Here is a 17,650-nt window from a genome sequence, read left to right on the forward strand (position 1 = left end):
GTGCCGGTGGTCGCGGTGCGCTGCGCGTCCGCCGCGGCCGCCCCCGCGAGGACCGCGGCGGCGGACAGGCCGGGGCACCCCACGGGGGGGTCGTGGGGGGCGGCCGGCAGTCCGCCGCCGCCCCCGTGGGCGCTGCCGACGGACGTGGAGTCCGCGGTGCGGTCCGCGGGGCTCACGATGCTCACCGCCGAGGGCACGGCCCTGCACATCCACCAGCACCTCTCCATCACCGTGAACGGCAAGGCGGTCCAGGTGCCCGCCGACCTCGGGATCGACGTCGCCACGCAGCAGCTGTCCGCCCTGCACACCCACGACACGAGCGGCATCCTCCACGTCGAGTCGCCCGTCCAGCGCACCTTCCACCTCGACCAGGCGTTCGCGGAGTGGGGCGTGCGACTCGGCAAGGGCGCCGTCGGCCCGTACGTGGACGGGCGCGGCGGCACCCGGGTCGCCGTCTTCGTGAACGGGAAGGCCACCACGGAGGACCCGCGCGAGATCGTGCTGCGGAGCCACGAGGACATCGACATCGTCGTGACGACCGACGGCAGCGCCCCGACCGCGCCCGCGGCCTTCCACTGGCCCGCGGGCTACTGACTCAGGAGCGCCCGAGCGCGGCCAGCGCGCGGTCCAGCGAGCCGCCGAGCCCCCCCCGCTCCGCCTGCGCCGCCGCTGCGGCGCGCCGCTCCTCGGTCAGCCGGAGCGCCGGGTCGAACGGCGCCAGCGGCAGGTCGCGCACGACCCGCACGGCCGGGAGCGCGCGGCGCGCGTACTCGTCGCCGGCCCGCAGCTTCGCCGCCTGACCGGCCGGGATCCCGCTCCCGCTCTCGTGCGCGGCGGCGAGGACCCCGTCGAGATCGCCGAACCGCGCGAGCAGCGCCGCCGCGGTCTTCTCGCCGATGCCCGCAACGCCGGGCAGGCCGTCCGACGGATCGCCGCGGAGGGTCGCGAACTCGGCGTACCGCTCGGGCGCCACCCCGTACTTCGCGCGCACGACCGCCTCCGTCACGAGCTCGAGGTCCCGCATGCCGCGCGCGGTCGAGATCACCCGCACGTCGCGCTCGTCGTCGACGACCTGGAACAGGTCGCGGTCGCTCGTGACGACGTCGACCGGGGTGCTCGCGGTCGAAGCGAGCGTCCCGATCACGTCGTCCGCCTCGTGGTCAGCCGCGCCGACGACCGCGACGCCGAGCGCCTCCAGCACCTCGCGGATGACGGGGATCTGCGTCGTGAGCGCCTCCGGGACGACCTCCCGGTCCGGGTGGGTGGCGTCGCCCTCCTCGGCGACCCGATGCGCCTTGTACGTGGGGACGAGCTCGACCCGCCAGCGGGGACGCCACGCGTCGTCCCAGCACGCGACGAGCCCGGCCGGGTCGAACTCGCCGACGAGCCGGCCGATGATGTCGAGCAGGCCGCGCACCGCGTTCACCGGCGTGCCGTCGGGCGCGGTCACCGTCTCGGGCATCCCGTGGAAGGCGCGGAAGTACAGCGCTGCGGTGTCGAGCAGCATCAGACGGCGAGCTGGCATGCGGGCAGTCTGCCGCTCGCGCAGACCTCCCTGCCGCCCGCTCTATGGTCGACATCCGTACACGCACGGCTGGAGGCCCGACCGATGCCCTCGTCCCGCTTGCGGAGGGAGCCGCCTCAGGGCGTGACCCGGGCGACCCGCGCCCGGTACCGCCGGATCCTCCGGTTCGCGCTGCGGAACCTCGCGGTGACGTGGTGGTTCGAGCTCGCCCTGCCACGGATCGGGCTGCGCCGCATCTCGGAGGCGACGAGGCCCGCCCGGATGCGGCGCGTGGCGCGGCGCTTCCACGGGCTCGCGATCGAGCTGGGCGGCCTGATGATCAAGGTCGGGCAGTTCATGTCGTCGCGCCTCGACGTCCTGCCGCCGGAGATCACGGCCGAGCTCGAGGGGCTCCAGGACGAGGTGCCGCCGGTCGCGTTCGGGGCGATCCGCGCGCTCGCCGAGGCGGAGCTGCACCTCCCGCTCGACGCGGCGTTCGCGACCGTCGACGAGCGCCCGGTCGCCGCGGCGTCGCTCGGGCAGGCCCATCGGGCACGGCTGTCCCCGCAGGAGGCGGCGCAGTCGGGTCTCGAGCAGGTGGTCGTGAAGGTGCAGCGGCCCGGGATCGAGGCGATCATCGACGTCGACCTGGCGGCGCTGCGCCGGGTCGGTCGCTGGCTGAGCCGGATCCGCATCGTCTCGGACCGCGTCGACATGCCGTCCCTCGTCGAGGAGTTCGCCGCGACGAGCCTCGAGGAGGTCGACTACCTCCCCGAGGCCGGCAACTCGGTGCGGTTCGCGACCGACTTCGCCGAGGACGACCGCGTCGCGGTGCCGGCGATCGCCTGGGAGAGCACCACCAGGCGCGTGCTCACCCTCGAGGACGTCACGGCGATCAAGATCACCGACCGGGAGGCGCTCGCCGCCGCCGGCATCGACCCGGCCGACGTCGCCCCCGTGTTCGCCGCGGTCATGTTCGATCAGCTGTTCATCCACGGCTTCTTCCACGCCGACCCGCACCCGGGCAACATCTTCGTCACGCCGGTCGCCGCCGCAGGCGACGAGCGGGGCTGGAAGCTGACGTTCATCGACTTCGGGATGATGGGCGAGGTGCCGGCGGCGACCCGGGCGGGCCTCCGCAGGTTCCTGATCGCCGCCGCCGCGCGCGACGGCCGCGGCCTGGTCACGGCGATCCAGGACATCGGCGTGCTGCTGCCCACCGCGGACACGACCGAGCTCGAGCGCGCGATGACCCAGCTGTTCGCGCGCTTCGGCGGGATGGGGTTCGCGCAGCTGCGGGAGGTCGACCCGCGGGAGTTCCGCGAGTTCGGCGAGCAGTTCGGCGAGACCGTCCGGGCGCTGCCCGTGCAGCTGCCCGAGCAGTTCCTCCTGATCATCCGGGCGGTGTCGCTCACCTCCGGCGTCTGCAGCGCGCTCGACCCGCGGTTCAACCTCTGGGACTCGGTCGAGCCGTACGCCGCGCGACTGCTCCGCGACGAGCGCGGCAACCTCGTCCAGGACGTGGCGCAGCAGGCGGTCGAGACGGCGAGGCTCGCGCTCCGCCTCCCCGCGAGGCTCGACGCGCTCGCGGATCGGGTGGAGCGCGGCGCCGTCGTCGCGACGTCCCCGAACCTCGAGCGTCGCGTCGCCCGGCTCGAGCGCACCGGTGGCCGCACGGTCTCGGCCGTCCTGTTCGGCGGCCTGCTGACCGCGGGCGCGGTGCTCCTCCCGAACGGGCAGGTGCCGGGCACGGCGCTGATGGTCGTGTCCGTCGTCCCGCTGCTCCACGCCCTGCTCGCAGGCCGCGGACGGCGCTGAGCGCAGGGCGCGGAGGCGGCTACAGCGTCGCCGCGAAGGGGTCGAACCCCTCCGGCAGCATCGGCACCGGGGGCACGGTGCTGCGGACCGGCACGAACTCGCGGGTCTCGGCGGACTCCTGCGCGGAGAGCAGCACGTCGACGACGTGGCGCCCGAGGTCGCCGGAGGCGATGTGCGGGCGCCCCTCCGCGATCGCGCGCACCATGTCGAGCACGCCGAGCCCGCGGCCCGTGACGGCCCCCGTCTCCTCGACGGGGATCCACTCCTGCTCGACCGACATGCCGTCCCGCAGCACGCCGAGCGGCCGCACGAACGCGATCCGGCCCGTGAACATGTTCGGGTCGGGCAGCACGATCGAGCCCTCCGTGCCGTGGACCTCGAGCACGCCCTGGCGCTCGAGCGCCGAGTCGAAGCTCAGCAGGCTCTGCGCCTGGGTCCCGGACTCGAAGGCGGTGAGGATCTGCATCGTCGACGGCACCTCGACCCGGAAGGTGGCTCCCGCGTTCGGTCCGGTGTGGATGCGCCGCTCCTCCTGCTTCCGCATCCCGACCGCGGCGACCCGGTCGACGGGGCCGAGGAGGCTGATGAGCGCGGAGAAGTAGTAGGGGCCCATGTCGAGCAGCGGCCCCGCGCCCTGCGCGAACAGGAAGCCGGGGTTCGGGTGCCACAGGTCGGGGCCCTGCGTCTGGAAGGCCGTCTGCGCGAACAGCGGCTCGCCGATGACGCCCGCGGCGATCGCGCGTCGCGCGCTCTGGAACCCGGGCCCGAGGAGGGTGTCCGGAGCGGATCCGATGCGGACCCCCGCCGCGCGGGCCTGCTCCAGCAGCCCCGCGACGCCGTCGCGCGTGAGCCCGATCGGCTTCTCGCTCCAGACGTGCTTGCCCGCTGCGACGGCCGCCGCGGAGACCTCGACGTGCGCGGCGGGGATCGTGAGGTTGACGACGAGCTGCACGTCCGGGTGGGCGAGCACGTCCTCCGGGGTGCCGTGCGCCCGGATGCCGTGCTTCTCCGCCTGCGCCTTCGCGCGGTCGCGCAGGAGGTCGCCGACGATCAGCACCTCGACGTCCGGGAAGGAGCCCAGGTGCTCGAGGTACGTGTCGCTGATCACCCCCACCCCGATGACGCCGACCCCGACCGCGCTCATCGGACGAACCCGCCGTCCGTGAGGAACGCGAAGGAGGCGGCGATGTCCTCGAACACGTCGCCCGGCGCGTGGTCGTACTCGATGACGGCGTACTGCAGCGCGGTCGCCGCCTCGAGCGACGCCACGAGGGGCACGTCGCCCTCGCCGGCACGGCGCTGGTCGAGGCTCGTGGAGGCGAACTCGGGCGCGCCGGGTGCGAAGGGGTTGCTCGCCGGCGCGACGCCGTCCTTGATGTGCTGCGCCACGAGCCGGTCGCCGAGCCGCGCCACGAGCCCCGGCACGTCCTGACCGCCGGTGAGCGCCCAGAAGAGGTCGAGCTCGATCGCGACCCGGTCCTCGGTGAGCTCGATGAAGCGCTCGTAGGCGGTGCGGCCGTCGAAGGACGCGATGAACTCCTGCGCGTGGTTGTGGTAGCCGACGCTCAGGCCGAACCCGGCGGCGACCTCCGCCGCCGCGTTCAGCCGCTCCGCGATGTCCTGCACCCCGTCCTCCGTGAGCCAGCGCTCGGGTGCCACGAACGGGTCGATCACGGTCGTCATGCCGACGGTCGCGGCCGCCTCGAACACGACCTCCGGCTTCGGCGTCGGGATCGAGCCGTCCGGCGTCCAGAGCGTGTCCGACAGGAGCGGGGCGTGCCCGGTGGGGGAGTCGAGCCCGGCGGCCTCGAGGGCCGCGCGGATCTCGTTCGGCCGGCGGACGAAGTCGAACGCCTCCACGTGCCGCAGGCCGATCGCGGCGAGCCGCTCGAGCGACCCGTCCATGTCGTCGGAGAACTCCTGCGCGAGGGAGTAGAGCTGCACGGATGCTTCTGGCTTGGCCACGAGAGTCCTTCTTCGTCACGTCGTCGGGGCGCACCGTCGGGTGCTTCCGCGACCGTACATGAAAACCTCCAGTCGGAGGTATTCGCGCTGCCGGGGTCCTACGCTGCCGGGATGGCCGACGATCGCGATGACGTGCAGCACCCAAGGGGCGGCTATGCGAAGGGTGTCGCCCGCAGGCAGGAGATCCTCGACGCGGCGATCGAGGTGTTCGCGCAGCGGGGCGCAGGGCGCACGAGCCTCCGGGCGATCGCCCAGGAGGTCGGCGTCACCCACGCAGCGCTGACCCACCACTTCGGCAGCCTCGAGCAGCTGCTCGTGCAGGTCTACCGGGAGTCCGCCCGTCGCCTCGAGCGCGAGGCCCCGACGCCAGGCGACGTGCCGCCGACGGAGGTGATGCGGCTGGCGGCCCAGCGCAACCGAGCCGTCCCCGGGATGGTGCAGCTCTACTCCACGCTCGTCGCCTCGGCGCTCGAGAGCGGTCACGACGCGGCGACCGCCTTCGCGACCGGCCGCTTCGCCACCGTCCGCGCGGGCCTCGCCGACCGCGTACGGGCGCAGCAGGGTGCCGGGACGATCCGCGCCGATCTCGACGCCGACCTCGTCGCCGCGCTCGTGATCGCCGCCTCCGACGGCCTGCAGACCCAGTGGCTGCTCGATCCGCAGGTCGACATGGACGGCGCCCTGGCGCTGCTCGCCGGGCTGCTCGGGGAGGGCCGTTCCGGCTAGGACGCCGCGAGCAGCTCGAGCGTGTCCACCACGCGGTTCGAGAAGCCCCACTCGTTGTCGTACCAGGCGACGACCTTCACGTGCCTGCCCTCCACCCGCGTGAGCGCGGAGTCGAAGATCGACGACGCCGGGTCACCGACGATGTCGGACGACACCAGCGGATCCTCGGAGAACGCGAGGATCCCGGCGAGCGATCCGTTCGCGGCGGCCCGGTACGCCTCGATCACCTGCTCCCGGTCGACGTCCGCCGCCACGGTCGCGTTCAGCTCCACGATCGAACCGACCGGCACGGGGACACGGATCGAGTCCCCGGCGAGCCGGCCGTCGAGGCGGGGGAGCACCAGCCCGATCGCCTTCGCGGCCCCGGTCGTCGTCGGCACGATGTTGACGGCCGCGGCACGGGCGCGACGCGGATCGCGGTGCGGGCCGTCCTGGAGGTTCTGCTCCTGCGTGTACGCGTGCACCGTCGTCATGAAGGCCTGCTCGATGCCCGCGAGGTCGTCGAGCACGGCGGCGAGCGGGGCGAGCGCGTTCGTCGTGCAGGAGGCGTTGGAGACGATGCGGTGGGCCGCCGGGTCGTACGCGTCCGTGTTGACGCCGTAGGCGATGGTGACGTCGGCGCCGTCCGCGGGCGCGCTCACGAGCACGCGTCCCGCTCCGGCGCGGAGGTGGGCTCCCGCCGCTGAGGCCGACGTGAACCGGCCGGTCGACTCGAGCACGATGTCCACCCCGAGCGCCGCCCACGGCAGCGCCTCCGGGTCGCGCTCCGCGAGCACGCGGATGCGGCGCCCGTCGACGACGAGGGCGTCGCCGTCCACCGACACCGGGCGCCCGAGGCGGCCGGCCGTGGAGTCGTACGCGAGCAGCCGCGCGAGTGCTGCGGGTTCGGTGAGGTCGTTGACGGCGACGACCTCGAGGTCGCTGCCTCGTTCGAGCAGCGCGCGCAGCGCGCTGCGTCCGATGCGGCCGAATCCGTTGATGGCGATGCGGGTCATGGAGGTCCTTTCCTTCCGCTGCACACGCTCGTCGAGCGCCGGAGGAGCCGACAGTGGCCGGAGGGCCATGGTCCGCAAGGATCGCGCCATCATCCGCGGTCGGTGAAGGTCCTCCGGTAGTCGCCGGGCGTCGTGCCGAGCACCCGCCGGAAGTGCAGCCGCAGATTCGCCGCCGTGCCGAGGCCGACGTCGGCGGCGATCTGCTCGACGCTGCGATCGCTGCGCTCCAGCAGCTCGCGTGCGACGTCCACCCGGGCCCGCATCACCCAGCGCAGCGGCGTGGAGCCCGTCTCGTCCGCGAAGCGGCGCGAGAACGTCCGCGGCGACACCGCAGCGACGCGGGCGAGCACCTCGAGGGTCATCGGCTCCGCGAGGTGTCGGAGCGCCCACTCGCGGGTCCCGGCGAAGCGCTCGCCGTGCGGCTCCGGCACGCTCCGCGGTACGTACTGCGCCTGGCCGCCGCTGCGGTAGGGCGCGGCGACGAGCCGTCTCGCCGCGTGGGTCGCCGCCGCGACCGCGAGGTCCGATCGCAGGATGGGCAGGCAGTGGGCGATGCCGGACGCCGCGCCCGCGGAGGTGAGCACGGCGCCCTCGTCGACGAACAGGACGTCCTCGTCGACGCGGACGAGCGGGTGCCGTTCGGCGAGCGCACGCGTGTAGTGCCAGTGCGTCGTCGCCCGTCGCCCGTCGAGCAGACCGGCCGCGGCGAGTGCGAACGCGCCCGTCGAGATCGCCGCGAGCCGGGTGCCGCGGTCGGCGGCTCGGGCCAGCGCCTCCAGCACGGGGCGCGGTGGCGGTTCGCGATCCGGGAACCGGTACCCGGGCACGAAGACCGTGTCCGCCCACTCGAGGGCCTCTAGACCGCTCGCGACCGCGTAGTCGAGCCCGTCCCCTCCGGCCACCACCCCCGGTGCCGGCCCGCACACCCGTACCTCGTAGGGCATGCTCGGCCGGGTCGTGAAGACCTGGGCCGGGATGCCGACGTCGAGCGGCTTCGCGCCCTCGAGCACGAGCACCGCGACGCGGCGGAGGGGATCGTCCGTCACGTCCTCACGCTAGGGCAGCGTCAGAACGGGCAGGGCGGATCGACCGGCGGCGGGGTGCCCGTGACGGGGGCGGACGGCGCCGGATCCATCGGGTCGTCGGGTGGGTCCTCGAAGACGTGCCCCCAGGGATCCCCGATGCGGACGATCCCGTTCTGCAGGAGCTCGTCGGTGAAGAGGCCGACGGATTTGGCGTTGTGGGCCGGGCGGTCGAGGACGATGAGGTTGTCCTCGTCGGTGAAGCCGTCGTCCTGCCACTCGCGCGCGTGGTCGATGTCCGCCAGATGGGCGGGTGTGGTCCTACCGGGGAACCGGGTGCGGCCGTCGCGGATGCGCACCCAGCGATCGAGGTCCGTCGGCGGCTTCCGAGCGGTGCGGTCCATCGTGAGCCGGACGCCGGTGACCGGGTCGGTGAGCACCCGGACGAACGAGGTCGCCTGGCCCGCGTAGGCCTTGGCGAGCTCCATCGGGATCGGGCCGTACCCGGCCAGGACCGCCTGCTCGCGCGTGCGGCCGAGCCAGCCGAGTGCCGGGACGGTGATGGTCAGCGCGACCTGGACGCGGGTCCTCGCCGGGACCACCTCGCCGCCCGCGGCGGCGGAGGCCTCGAACGCCTCGAGCCCGAGGTCGAACACGCGGCGCGTGATGTCGTGGCGCAGCTGCGCCACGGTGCGGCCGAGCGGGTCGGTGCCGTGCGCGGCGACCGCCAGCCGCTGGATCGCCTCGCTGCGCGGCAGCCAGTCCGTCGCCAGGCCCTCGACGACGAAGGCGGCGCCCGCATCCGGGCCGGCCTCGAGGACGGTCGTCCGCCGCTGGAAGGTGGTCCTCGCCCGTTGCGCGGCGGTGTCGTCCTGCAGCCGCTCGCGCATCCGCCGCAGGTCGGCCCGCACCCGGGTGGAGTCGCGGACGATCCTGGACGCCTCGAGGTCGTACGCAGCCCAGTGCTGCTCGTCCAGCCCCTCGAAGCGGGCGACCGCCTTCTCGGCTCTCGGCCAGGTGGTGTCGCCGGCCTGGAACACCGCCCAGGTGCGCGGGAGCCGGTCGCGGAGGGTGAGGGCCGTCCGCACCTGATGCGCGACCCGCCGCGGATCGGTCCGGGTCAGCAGCGCGATCGTGTTCGTGAACGCGAAGCCACCGAGACGATCCGACGTGGCCACCTGCGGGCCGAACCGCACGGTGAGGTCCGCGACCGACGCCTCGTGCGCGTCGAGCAGCGCCGCGATCCAGCCCGCGTCCGCCCCGCTGCGCACCCGGAAGGCGCCGACCGCGCGGTCCTGCGCGGCGGCCGCGCGTTCGAGCGACGCGGGCGCGAACCGTTCCAGCTCGTCCGGCGACGCGGGACGGCCGAACTCGCGCGCGAACCGCTCCATCGGGTCCGCCGCAGCGATCTCGGCGTCGATCTCGCCGCCCACCCAGGCGAGCCACTGCTCCGCGTCGCCGGCCGGCTCCTCCGGAACCGGCGGGAGCATCGCGTCCGGATGCAGCACGGACCCCGCGAAGTCGTCGAGGTCCCATGGCGCATCGAGCACCTGAAGACCGTCGCTCTCGAACATGTATCCGAACCTACGACCCCCGTCCGACACTCCCTCCCGACCGCGCTGTCGGAGTCGCGAGCACCGTCGCGGACGGCCGATCAGCTGCCGGAATCTTCTGCGCTCCGACCGTCAACACCACCGCGGTGGTGGTGAGCCAGACCATGTAGAGCGGGAACGGGAGGAACGCGGAGAGCCAACCGCCAGGCGCCAGCGCGCCGCTCCGGGCGGCGATGCCGAGCACCGGGATCGTCTGCGTGACGGCCGTCACCGCTGACAGCCAGCCGACCCAGTGCGCGAACGCGTGGTGCCGGAAGGAGATGACCGCCACCGCGACCAGTGCCACGGCGAGCGGTAGGCCCGAGACCACGAAGAGGACGTCGTTGAGGGCGGCGAGTGCCACGAGCGGTGCCTCCAACGTCAGTGCGACCTGAACCGCGAGCGCCACGAGCGTGAGGGCACCGGACAGCGCACCGGCGACGAGGACGAGATCGGCCAGCGAGCCGTCGCCGCCTTCCGCCGCGCGGAGCCGCGACCGCAGACCGACGAGGAACCAGAGGAAGAACCCCGCGCCGACGACGAAGAGCAGCGACTGCAGGCGGATGACGTCGCCGTACTCCTGAAAATGGCGGATCGTCGCCGCCGGCCCGGCACCGCGGCTCACGCCCCGTTCGAAGACCACGGCGCCCGCGCCGATCGCGACGCCCACCAGGCCTGCGATGCCGCTCAGTCGTTCCAGCTCGGGTCCGCGCATGCCTCACGTTCCGTGTCGGCGGCGACGATGTCGACGGGCGAAGGTCCCGGGCGGTTCAGGCCGACTCGGCCAGGTAGGCGACGAAGCCCCCGACGGTGTCGAGGCGGTGGTAGTCCCGCTCCGGGGTGCTGACCCCGGTGGACGCGGCGACCGTCTCGACGAGACGCAGGAAGTCCAGCGAGTCGATCTCGAGGTCCTGGCGAAGCCGCGCGGCGTCGGTCAGCTCGGCGGGGTCGATGTCGGGTGCGACCTGCGCGAATGCGGCCTCCACGGCCGCGCGGGCGTCCTTCGTGTTCACAGCGCCTCCGGTTCCTGCAGCAGCTCGTCGATCCGGGCGAGGAAGCGCGCACCGCGCATGCCGTCGCTGACCCGGTGGTCCGCGGACAGCGACGCGGTCACCGCGGGCCGCGAGCCGACCATGCCGTCATGCGCCCACGCCTGCTCGGTGACGCGACCGAAGCCGACGAGCGCCACCTGGGGCGGGTAGATGACCCCCAGCACGCCGTCGACCCCGAGCTCGCCGAGGTCCGTCACGGTGAGCGTCGCGTCCGTCATCTCGGCTCGCCGCAGCCGTCCGCTCCTCGCCCGGGCGACGAGGTCGTGCAGGCTCGCCATGAGCTCGTCGACGCCGAGCCGGTCCGCGTCGTGGATGGCGGGGGCGAGCACCCCGCCCGTCCGGAGCGCGACGACCACGCCGAGATGCACGGATCCGCTCGGACGGAACGACCCGTCGACGAAGGTGCCGTTCATCTGCGGCGTCTCGCGAGCGGCGAGCGCCGTGGCCTTCAGCAGCAGCGCGGCGGGGACCAGTCGGGACGACACCGGGCGTCCGGTGTTGGCCGCTGCCAGCCAGGCCGTCGCGGCGCGGAGGTCGACGGTGGTGTGCAGGTAGTAGTGCGGGATCGTCTTCTTCGACCGCGCCATGAGCGAGCCGATCGTGCGTCGGAGGCCCTCGGCGCGCTTCCCTCCGGCCCTGGGCGGCTCAGCTGTGGCGACCGGCGGAGCGGGGCGCAGGTCGCGCTCGGTCACGGCGCCTCCCGGGCCGGTGCCGACGACGCCGGTGAGGTCGACGCCGCTCGCGGCGGCCAGCTTCCGCGCCCTGGGGGAGGATCGCTGGTGCGCGCCGGGCGCCGCGGGCACCGCGGGCACCGGTGGCGCGGCAGGGGCGGGCGGCGCTGCGGGTGCTGCGGGTCGGGCGGCACGCGTGACGTCGTCGTGGGTGATCTCACCGTGGGCGCCGGTGCCGTGCACGGACGCGAGATCGACGCCGGCGCGTTCGGCGAAGCGCCGCACCGGTGGGCTCGCCGGTGGCCGTTCGACCGGCGGAGGGGGTGAGCCCGCACCGGCGGGGGTGATGCGCGCGAGGGGCGCGCCGACGGGGACCACGTCGCCGACATCGGCGAGCAGCTCGGCGACGACGCCGTCCTCGAACGTCTCGACGTCGATGACGGACTTGTCGGTGTCGACCGACGCGACGAACTCGCCGCGGTGGACGACGTCGCCGGGCTTCACCAGCCAGTCGACGATCGTCCCCTGGGTCATGTCGGCGCCGAGCGCCGGCATCCGGAACTCACCCATGCCCGACCACCTCGTGCACGGCGTCGACCACGCGCTCGAGCGAGGGCAGCGCGGCCTGCTCGAGGTCGTGCGCGTACGGGATCGGGACCTCGGCGCTGCACACGCGGCCGACGGGTGCGTCCAGGTCGTAGAACGCGTGCTCCACGATGCGGGCGCTCACCTCCGCGGAGAGGCTCCCGCTGCGCCAGCCCTCGTCGACCACCACGGCGCGGTGGGTCTTCGCGACGCTCGCCAGCAGCGTCTCCTCGTCGAGCGGGCGGAGCGTGCGGAGGTCGATCACCTCCGCCGCCGTGCCCTCGCCGGCGAGCCGGTCGGCGGCGTCGAGGACCATCGGCAGCGTCCCGCCGTAGGTGATGAGCGACACGTCCGCACCGGTCCTGCGCACCGCGGCGTGCTCGATGTCCACGGGCCCCGCGTCCTCCGCGAGCTCGCCGGACGTCGGGTAGAGCGCCCCGTGCTCGAACACGAGCACGGGGTCCGGATCCTGCAGCGCCGTCCAGAGCATCCCGCGGGCGTCCTCGAGGGTCGCGGGGGCGAGGATGCGCAGCCCGGGGATGTGCGCGTACCAGCCCTCCAGGCTGTGCGAGTGCTGCGCGGCCAGCTGCCGCCCGGCGCCCGTGGTCATGCGGATGACGATCGGCACCGCGAACTGGCCGCCGGACATGTGCAGCAGGCTCGCCGCGTTGTTCATGATCTGATCGAGCGCGAGCAGGCTGAAGTTGACCGTCATGATCTCGACGATCGGGCGCAGGCCACCGAGGGCGGCGCCGATCCCCGCACCCACGAACCCGGACTCGGAGAGCGGGGTGTCCCGGATCCGGTCGGCGCCGAACTCCTCGAGCAGACCGAGGCTCACCGCGTAGCAGCCCCCGTAGCGCCCGACGTCCTCGCCCATCAGGAACACCCGGTCGTCGCGCTGCATCGCCTCCCGGATGGCCTCCCGCATCGCCTCGCGGTACGTGGTCCTCACGACGTCGCCTCGCTGGTCACGAAGCGGAGGAGGTCGCTCACCGGGGCGGGCGAGCCCGCTTCCGCGAAGGCGACGGCGTCGTCGATCTCCGCGTCCACCCCGGCCTGCAGCGCGGTCCAGTCGTCGTCGGAGAGCGTCCCGGCCTCCCCGAGCGCCCCGCGGAGGCCGTCGATCGGGTCGCGCTGCCGCCACATCGCGACCTCGGCCTGCTCGCGGTAGCGCTCCGGGTCGTACATCGAGTGGGCCCGGAAGCGGTAGGTGCGGAGCTCGAGGAAGTGCGGGCCGCCGCCGGAGCGGACCGCGTCGACCGCCCGCGCGGCCGCCTCCCGCACCGCGAGCGCGTCCATCCCGTCCACCGACCAGGCGGGGATCTCGTACGCCGCCGCCTTCAGCGCCAGGTCGGTCTGCGACTCCGAGCGCTCGAGCGCGGTGCCCATCGCGTACCGGTTGTTCTCGCAGCAGAAGAGCACAGGGAGGTGCCACAGCGCGGCGAGGTTGAGCGCCTCGTGGAACTCGCCCTCCGCCGCGGCGCCCTCCCCGAAGAAGCAGGCCGTCACGCGGCGACGTCCGGTCATCGCGTCGGCGAGCGCGAGCCCGACCGCGAGGGGGAGGCCGCCCGCGACGATCGCGTTCCCGCCGAAGAACCTGGCGCTCCTGTCGAACAGGTGCATGGAGCCGCCGCGTCCGCGGCAGCAGCCCTCGACGGCGCCGTAGAGCTCGGCCATGATCGCCCGGGCAGAGACGCCCTTGAGCAGCGCGTGCCCGTGCTCGCGGTAGGTCGCGACGACGGCGTCGTCGCCGTCCAGCGTCGAGATCACGCCCGCGGCGACCGCCTCCTCGCCGATGTACACGTGGAGGAAGCCGCGGATCCTCGCCGCGCTGTACAGCTCGATGCACCGCTCCTCGAGGCGGCGGACCCGAAGCATCTGGCGCAGCAGCCCGATCGCGAGGTCGGTGTCGAACGCGGCGCGGACCTCCGTCATCGCGGGGCCTCGACCGTCGACGTGTCCCCCTCCGGCAGCCCGAGCTCCCTGGCCTTCAGCAGCCGCCGGAGGATCTTGCCGCTCCGGGTGCGGGGAAGCGCTTCAGTGAACGCGACCTCGCGAGGGGCGACCGCCGCACCGAGCCGCTTCCTGGCGAACCCGATGATCTCGAGCCGGAGGGCGTCCGAGGGCGCGCGCCCCGGCTTCAGCTCCACGAACGCCTTGACCAGCTCGCCCGCGACCGGATCCGGCACGCCGATCACCCCGGCCTCCGCGATCGCGGGGTGCTCCATGAGCGTGCTCTCGACCTCGAACGGCCCGATGAGGTGCCCGGAGGACTTGATGACGTCGTCGCCGCGCCCGACGAACCAGTACCACCCGTCCGCATCCCGTCTCGCGAGGTCGCCGGTCGCGTACCACCCGCCGACGAAGCACCGGCGGTACCGCTCCTCCTCGCCGAGGTAGCCGCGGAACATCGAGGGCCAGCCCGGCCGCAGCGCGAGCTCGCCGATCTCGTCCGGCTCGGTGACGAGCACCGCTTCGCCGTCCCGCACGCGGGCGCGCCCCTCCTCGTCCCGGGCCAGGAGCGCGGCGGAGACCCCCGGCACGGGGCGCCCCATCGATCCCGGGCGCACCTCCGTGGCGGCGAAGTTGGCGATCATGATCCCGCCGGTCTCGGTCTGCCACCAGTTGTCGTGCACCGGCAGCCCGAGGGCGTGCACGCCCCAGACGACGACCTCCGGGTTGAGCGGCTCGCCCACGCTCGCCACGAAACGCAGCGCCGACAGGTCGTGGGCGGCCGCTCGATCCGCTCCGGCCTTCATCAGCATCCGCAGCGCGGTGGGCGCGGTGTACCAGACCGACACCCGCTGCGCCTCGAGGATCGCGTACCACCGGTCGGCGTCGAGCTCGTCCTCGTCGACGACGGCGGTGACCCCGTGGACGAGCGGCGCGATGACGCCGTACGACATGCCGGTCACCCAGCCCGGGTCGGCCGTGCACCAGTAGACGTCCTCCGGATGCAGGTCGAGCGCGAAGCGCGCGGTCGCCGCGTGGGCGACGACGGCGTCGTGCACGTGCACCGCGCCCTTCGGCAGCCCCGTCGTGCCGCTCGTGAAGTGGAGGAGCGCCATGTCCTCGGGCTCCGTCCTGACCACGGGGAGGTCCGACGCGGCAGCGGCGAGCAGGGTGGGCAGATGGAGGGTGCCCGGCGGCAGGTCCGCCGGGTCGTCCTCCTCGTCGACGAGGAGGACGAATTCGAGGGTCGGCACGTCCCGCCTGATCGGCAGGACCTTCCGCAGGTAGTGCGCACGCGTGGTGACGAGGACCCGGGCGCTGCCGAGCCGCATGCGCTGGCGCACCGGGTCGGGGCCGAAGGCGGAGAAGAGGGGAGCGAACACGCTGCCGTTCCGCAGCGTGCCGAGCGAGGCGATGTACAGCTCGGGCCGCCGGCCGAGCAGCGAGAACACCCGCTCACCGCGGCCGACGCCCAGGCGCCGCAGGACGTCGGCGAACCGGCTCGTCGCCGCCGCCAGCTCCGCGTAGGTCGTTCGTTCGACGGTCCCGTCCGACCGGACGAAGCGCAGCGCGTCCTTCGTCGCCGACGGACCGGCGGCGTGCCGGTCGACCGCCTCGTACGCGATGTTCAGGCCGCCTCCCGGTAGCCCGTCGAGAGCGGCGCGCGCGTCGGCCCAGCGGAACGAGGCGCAGGTCGCCTCGTAGTCGGCGAGGTTCGGCCGCACCCGCAGCGCGCGGAGGTCCTTCCGGATGGTCGGCCGGTGCCCCGGGCTCGTCAGCAGCGTCATGGGGGCAATCAAGGTCGCCGCGCGAGCCGGGACCAGGGGCGGAAGACCCTGGCCGCGCGCTGCGCTCCTGACCGTGGCCCCGAGCGCTCAGATCCGGACCGCGCCGGGTACGGATTCGGCCGTGACCCGATGCACGAGCACCGGGCACGGGGCGTGGTTCACGCAGAAGTCGGCGACGGAGCCGATGTGCATGCCGGAGATCGCGCCGTACCGATGACTCCCCACCACGAGCAGCTCCGCCTCCTGCGCGGCGCGGACGAGCGCGGGACCCGCACGCCACTGCACGAGCGTCGTGTCCACGTCCTCGCCCGCCCGGACGCCGGCGCGTGTCACCGTCGCCTCCAGCAGGCGCAGGACATCGCGCTCGGAGTCCTCCTCGGTGGAGGACGGGCTGAGCATGACGGTGACGTGCACCTCCCAGGCCATGAGGGCCTGGACCCGGGCTCCGGTCATCCGCGCCTGACGCACCGCCCACCTCAACGCCGCCACGCTCGCGTCGGTGCCGTCGATGCCGACCACGATGCGTCGCCGTGCGCTCGAGCCGCCGTCCTGGCCGTCCTCCACATCCCGCATGCGCCGAGTGCACACCGCACGGCGCTTCCGGGGCACGGCCGATGGTCCCGCTGCCGGTGGCAGGAGGGCGGAGCGCGCTGCGACGGCGTTCACCTACTCGACACCGCGCCGACAATTGACGGAAACGGACGATACCGATCCTCTCTAACACTCGTCACATCAGACGGGTGACATCGATCAAGGAGAGGTTCGTGGACACGACGGGAAAGAGGCGCATCCTCGGTGCCCTGGTGATCGCTGCGGCAAGCGCCGCGCTCGCCGGGTGCTCCGCCACGGCGAGCGCGACCGGCACCGGATCGGCGAGTGCGTCCGGAACGGTCGAGCCGCTGACGCTGTACGCCGCGGAGGGCTACGACTCGGCCGTCGCGAAGGCCTTCACGGCGAAGACGGGCATCCCGGTCAAGGTGGACGACGACAGCACCGGGCCGCTGCTGACGAAGATCGGCGCCGAGCGCAGCAACCCCCAGTGGTCGATGCTCTGGGTCGACGGCGATCAGGCGTTCGCGTCGCTCGACAAGCAGGGCCTGCTCCTGCCGTACCAGTCGTCGGCGCCGCTCACCGCGGCCGGCACCGCGCTGCAGCCCGCGGATCACGCGTACACGCCGACCGGTACGACGCTCATGGCCGCGGTCATCTACAACGCCGCCCGGACCAGCACGGTTCCGACGCAGTACACCGACCTCCTCACCTCGGCGTACGCCGGGAAGGTCGGGATGAACGACCCGGCCCAGTCCGGTCCCACCTACCCCTTCATCGCCGGCGTCATGAACCAGCTGGGCGGCACCAGCGACGGGATCGCGAAGGGGGAGGCGTACTTCACGGCGCTCAAGAAGAACGGGCTCAAGGTCTACCCGACCAACGGGGACACGCTGCACGCGCTCGAGACGGGCCAGATCGACTACGGCATCGTCCAGAGCTCCGCCGCGATCGGGGAGACCCTGAAGGTCAAGGCGACCGCGAAGTTCCAGCCGAAGATCGTCTACCTGCCGAAGTCCACCCTCCTGCCCAGCGTGCTCGGCATCCAGAAGCAGCTCGACGCCACGAAGCAGGCGGAGGCGAAGCGCTTCGTGGACTACGCGCTGTCGCCCGAGGGGCAGAAGGTCATGGAGGGCGCCGACCCGTCGGGCGACTCGCTGTTCTGGCCCGTTGTGAAGGGGGTCTCCCCGGCCGGCGCCGTGCCCGCCTTCCCCTCCGCCTACCAGCGCCTCGACCCGGTCTACTGGGGTGACCAGGAGTCGCAGATCGTGAGCTGGTTCGAGCAGAACATCAAGTGACCCCGTGGTCGATCTGATCGAATCGGGCGTCGGGGGGGGGGGCGGGGCCGCCGCGGGCGCCGCCGGGCGCCCCCCCCCGGCGGGGGGGGGGGGGGGGGCGCGGGGGGGGGGTGGCCCCGCCCCGCCGGGG

The 17,650-nt window shown here is 73.6% G+C and carries 17 protein-coding genes; 4 read left to right on the top strand and 13 right to left on the bottom strand.

Translation table 11 applies throughout. The annotated features are described in order from the left end of the window. Positions 1 to 177 precede the first annotated feature (177 nt). Positions 178 to 594, top strand: a complete 417-nt coding sequence (locus tag ACTHLI_RS06915; RefSeq protein WP_440182413.1) for a hypothetical protein — start codon at positions 178 to 180, stop codon at positions 592 to 594. A 1-nt stretch (position 595) separates the two neighbouring features. On the opposite strand, the gene ACTHLI_RS06920 is transcribed toward ACTHLI_RS06915, so the two are convergent. Next, positions 596 to 1,525 (bottom strand): 5'-3' exonuclease, encoded by a 930-nt coding sequence (locus tag ACTHLI_RS06920; protein ID WP_440182414.1) that lies wholly within the window; start codon positions 1,523 to 1,525, stop codon positions 596 to 598. An 84-nt stretch (positions 1,526 to 1,609) separates the two neighbouring features. On the opposite strand from ACTHLI_RS06920, the gene ACTHLI_RS06925 reads away from it, so the two are divergent. Beyond that, positions 1,610 to 3,322, top strand: a complete 1,713-nt coding sequence (locus ACTHLI_RS06925; RefSeq protein ID WP_440182416.1) for an ABC1 kinase family protein — start codon at positions 1,610 to 1,612, stop codon at positions 3,320 to 3,322. 19 nt (positions 3,323 to 3,341) lie between these two features. On the opposite strand, the gene ACTHLI_RS06930 is transcribed toward ACTHLI_RS06925, so the two are convergent. Further along, complete coding sequence (locus ACTHLI_RS06930; protein ID WP_440182417.1) at positions 3,342 to 4,466, bottom strand: Gfo/Idh/MocA family protein; 1,125 nt, start codon at positions 4,464 to 4,466, stop codon at positions 3,342 to 3,344. Then, entirely contained in the window at positions 4,463 to 5,287 is an 825-nt protein-coding gene (locus ACTHLI_RS06935; RefSeq protein WP_440182418.1) for a sugar phosphate isomerase/epimerase family protein, read from the bottom strand. The genes ACTHLI_RS06930 and ACTHLI_RS06935 overlap by 4 nt, the downstream gene beginning before the upstream one ends. A 111-nt stretch (positions 5,288 to 5,398) precedes the next feature. Here ACTHLI_RS06935 and ACTHLI_RS06940 point away from each other — a divergent pair, with 111 nt between their 5' ends. Beyond that, on the top strand, positions 5,399 to 6,013 hold the full coding sequence (locus ACTHLI_RS06940) for a TetR/AcrR family transcriptional regulator (RefSeq protein ID WP_440182419.1): 615 nt from the start codon (positions 5,399 to 5,401) through the stop codon (positions 6,011 to 6,013). Here ACTHLI_RS06940 and gap read toward each other — a convergent pair. From gap to ACTHLI_RS06990, 10 genes are all read right to left on the bottom strand, one after another. After that, entirely contained in the window at positions 6,010 to 7,008 is a 999-nt protein-coding gene (gene gap / locus ACTHLI_RS06945) for a type I glyceraldehyde-3-phosphate dehydrogenase (RefSeq protein WP_440182420.1), read from the bottom strand. The two genes, ACTHLI_RS06940 and gap, sit on opposite strands and share 4 nt — an antisense overlap. Positions 7,009 to 7,097: 89 nt before the next feature. Beyond that, positions 7,098 to 8,054: a GlxA family transcriptional regulator gene (locus ACTHLI_RS06950; RefSeq protein ID WP_440182421.1), complete on the bottom strand. Its 957-nt coding sequence runs from the start codon at positions 8,052 to 8,054 to the stop codon at positions 7,098 to 7,100. A gap of 20 nt (positions 8,055 to 8,074) precedes the next feature. Beyond that, positions 8,075 to 9,604 carry a DUF222 domain-containing protein gene (locus ACTHLI_RS06955; protein ID WP_440182422.1) on the bottom strand — a complete coding sequence of 510 codons (1,530 nt, stop codon included), beginning with the start codon at positions 9,602 to 9,604 and terminating at the stop codon, positions 8,075 to 8,077. 10 nt (positions 9,605 to 9,614) lie between these two features. Then, positions 9,615 to 10,337: a hypothetical protein gene (locus ACTHLI_RS06960; RefSeq protein WP_440182423.1), complete on the bottom strand. Its 723-nt coding sequence runs from the start codon at positions 10,335 to 10,337 to the stop codon at positions 9,615 to 9,617. A gap of 55 nt (positions 10,338 to 10,392) precedes the next feature. After that, complete coding sequence (locus ACTHLI_RS06965; RefSeq protein ID WP_440182424.1) at positions 10,393 to 10,635, bottom strand: acyl carrier protein; 243 nt, start codon at positions 10,633 to 10,635, stop codon at positions 10,393 to 10,395. Then, entirely contained in the window at positions 10,632 to 11,915 is a 1,284-nt protein-coding gene (locus ACTHLI_RS06970; RefSeq protein ID WP_440182425.1) for a dihydrolipoamide acetyltransferase family protein, read from the bottom strand. Before ACTHLI_RS06970 ends, ACTHLI_RS06965 begins: the two co-directional genes overlap by 4 nt. After that, positions 11,908 to 12,885: an alpha-ketoacid dehydrogenase subunit beta gene (locus ACTHLI_RS06975; RefSeq protein WP_440182426.1), complete on the bottom strand. Its 978-nt coding sequence runs from the start codon at positions 12,883 to 12,885 to the stop codon at positions 11,908 to 11,910. The genes ACTHLI_RS06970 and ACTHLI_RS06975 overlap by 8 nt, the downstream gene beginning before the upstream one ends. Continuing rightward, the gene (gene pdhA, locus ACTHLI_RS06980) at positions 12,882 to 13,868 is read right to left on the bottom strand and encodes a pyruvate dehydrogenase (acetyl-transferring) E1 component subunit alpha (RefSeq protein WP_440182428.1); all 987 of its coding nucleotides are present in this window, start codon (positions 13,866 to 13,868) and stop codon (positions 12,882 to 12,884) included. The genes ACTHLI_RS06975 and pdhA overlap by 4 nt, the downstream gene beginning before the upstream one ends. After that, positions 13,865 to 15,673 (bottom strand): acetate--CoA ligase, encoded by a 1,809-nt coding sequence (gene acsA, locus ACTHLI_RS06985; RefSeq protein WP_440182429.1) that lies wholly within the window; start codon positions 15,671 to 15,673, stop codon positions 13,865 to 13,867. The genes pdhA and acsA overlap by 4 nt, the downstream gene beginning before the upstream one ends. Before the next feature lie 87 nt (positions 15,674 to 15,760). Continuing rightward, positions 15,761 to 16,246: a universal stress protein gene (locus ACTHLI_RS06990; RefSeq protein WP_440182430.1), complete on the bottom strand. Its 486-nt coding sequence runs from the start codon at positions 16,244 to 16,246 to the stop codon at positions 15,761 to 15,763. Between the two features lie 191 nt (positions 16,247 to 16,437). On the opposite strand from ACTHLI_RS06990, the gene ACTHLI_RS06995 reads away from it, so the two are divergent. Continuing rightward, positions 16,438 to 17,520, top strand: a complete 1,083-nt coding sequence (locus ACTHLI_RS06995) for an ABC transporter substrate-binding protein (protein ID WP_440182431.1) — start codon at positions 16,438 to 16,440, stop codon at positions 17,518 to 17,520. Positions 17,521 to 17,650: the final 130 nt, after the last annotated feature.

The organism is Amnibacterium sp., from assembly GCF_051956055.1.
Classification (GTDB): Bacteria; Actinomycetota; Actinomycetes; order Actinomycetales; family Microbacteriaceae; genus Amnibacterium.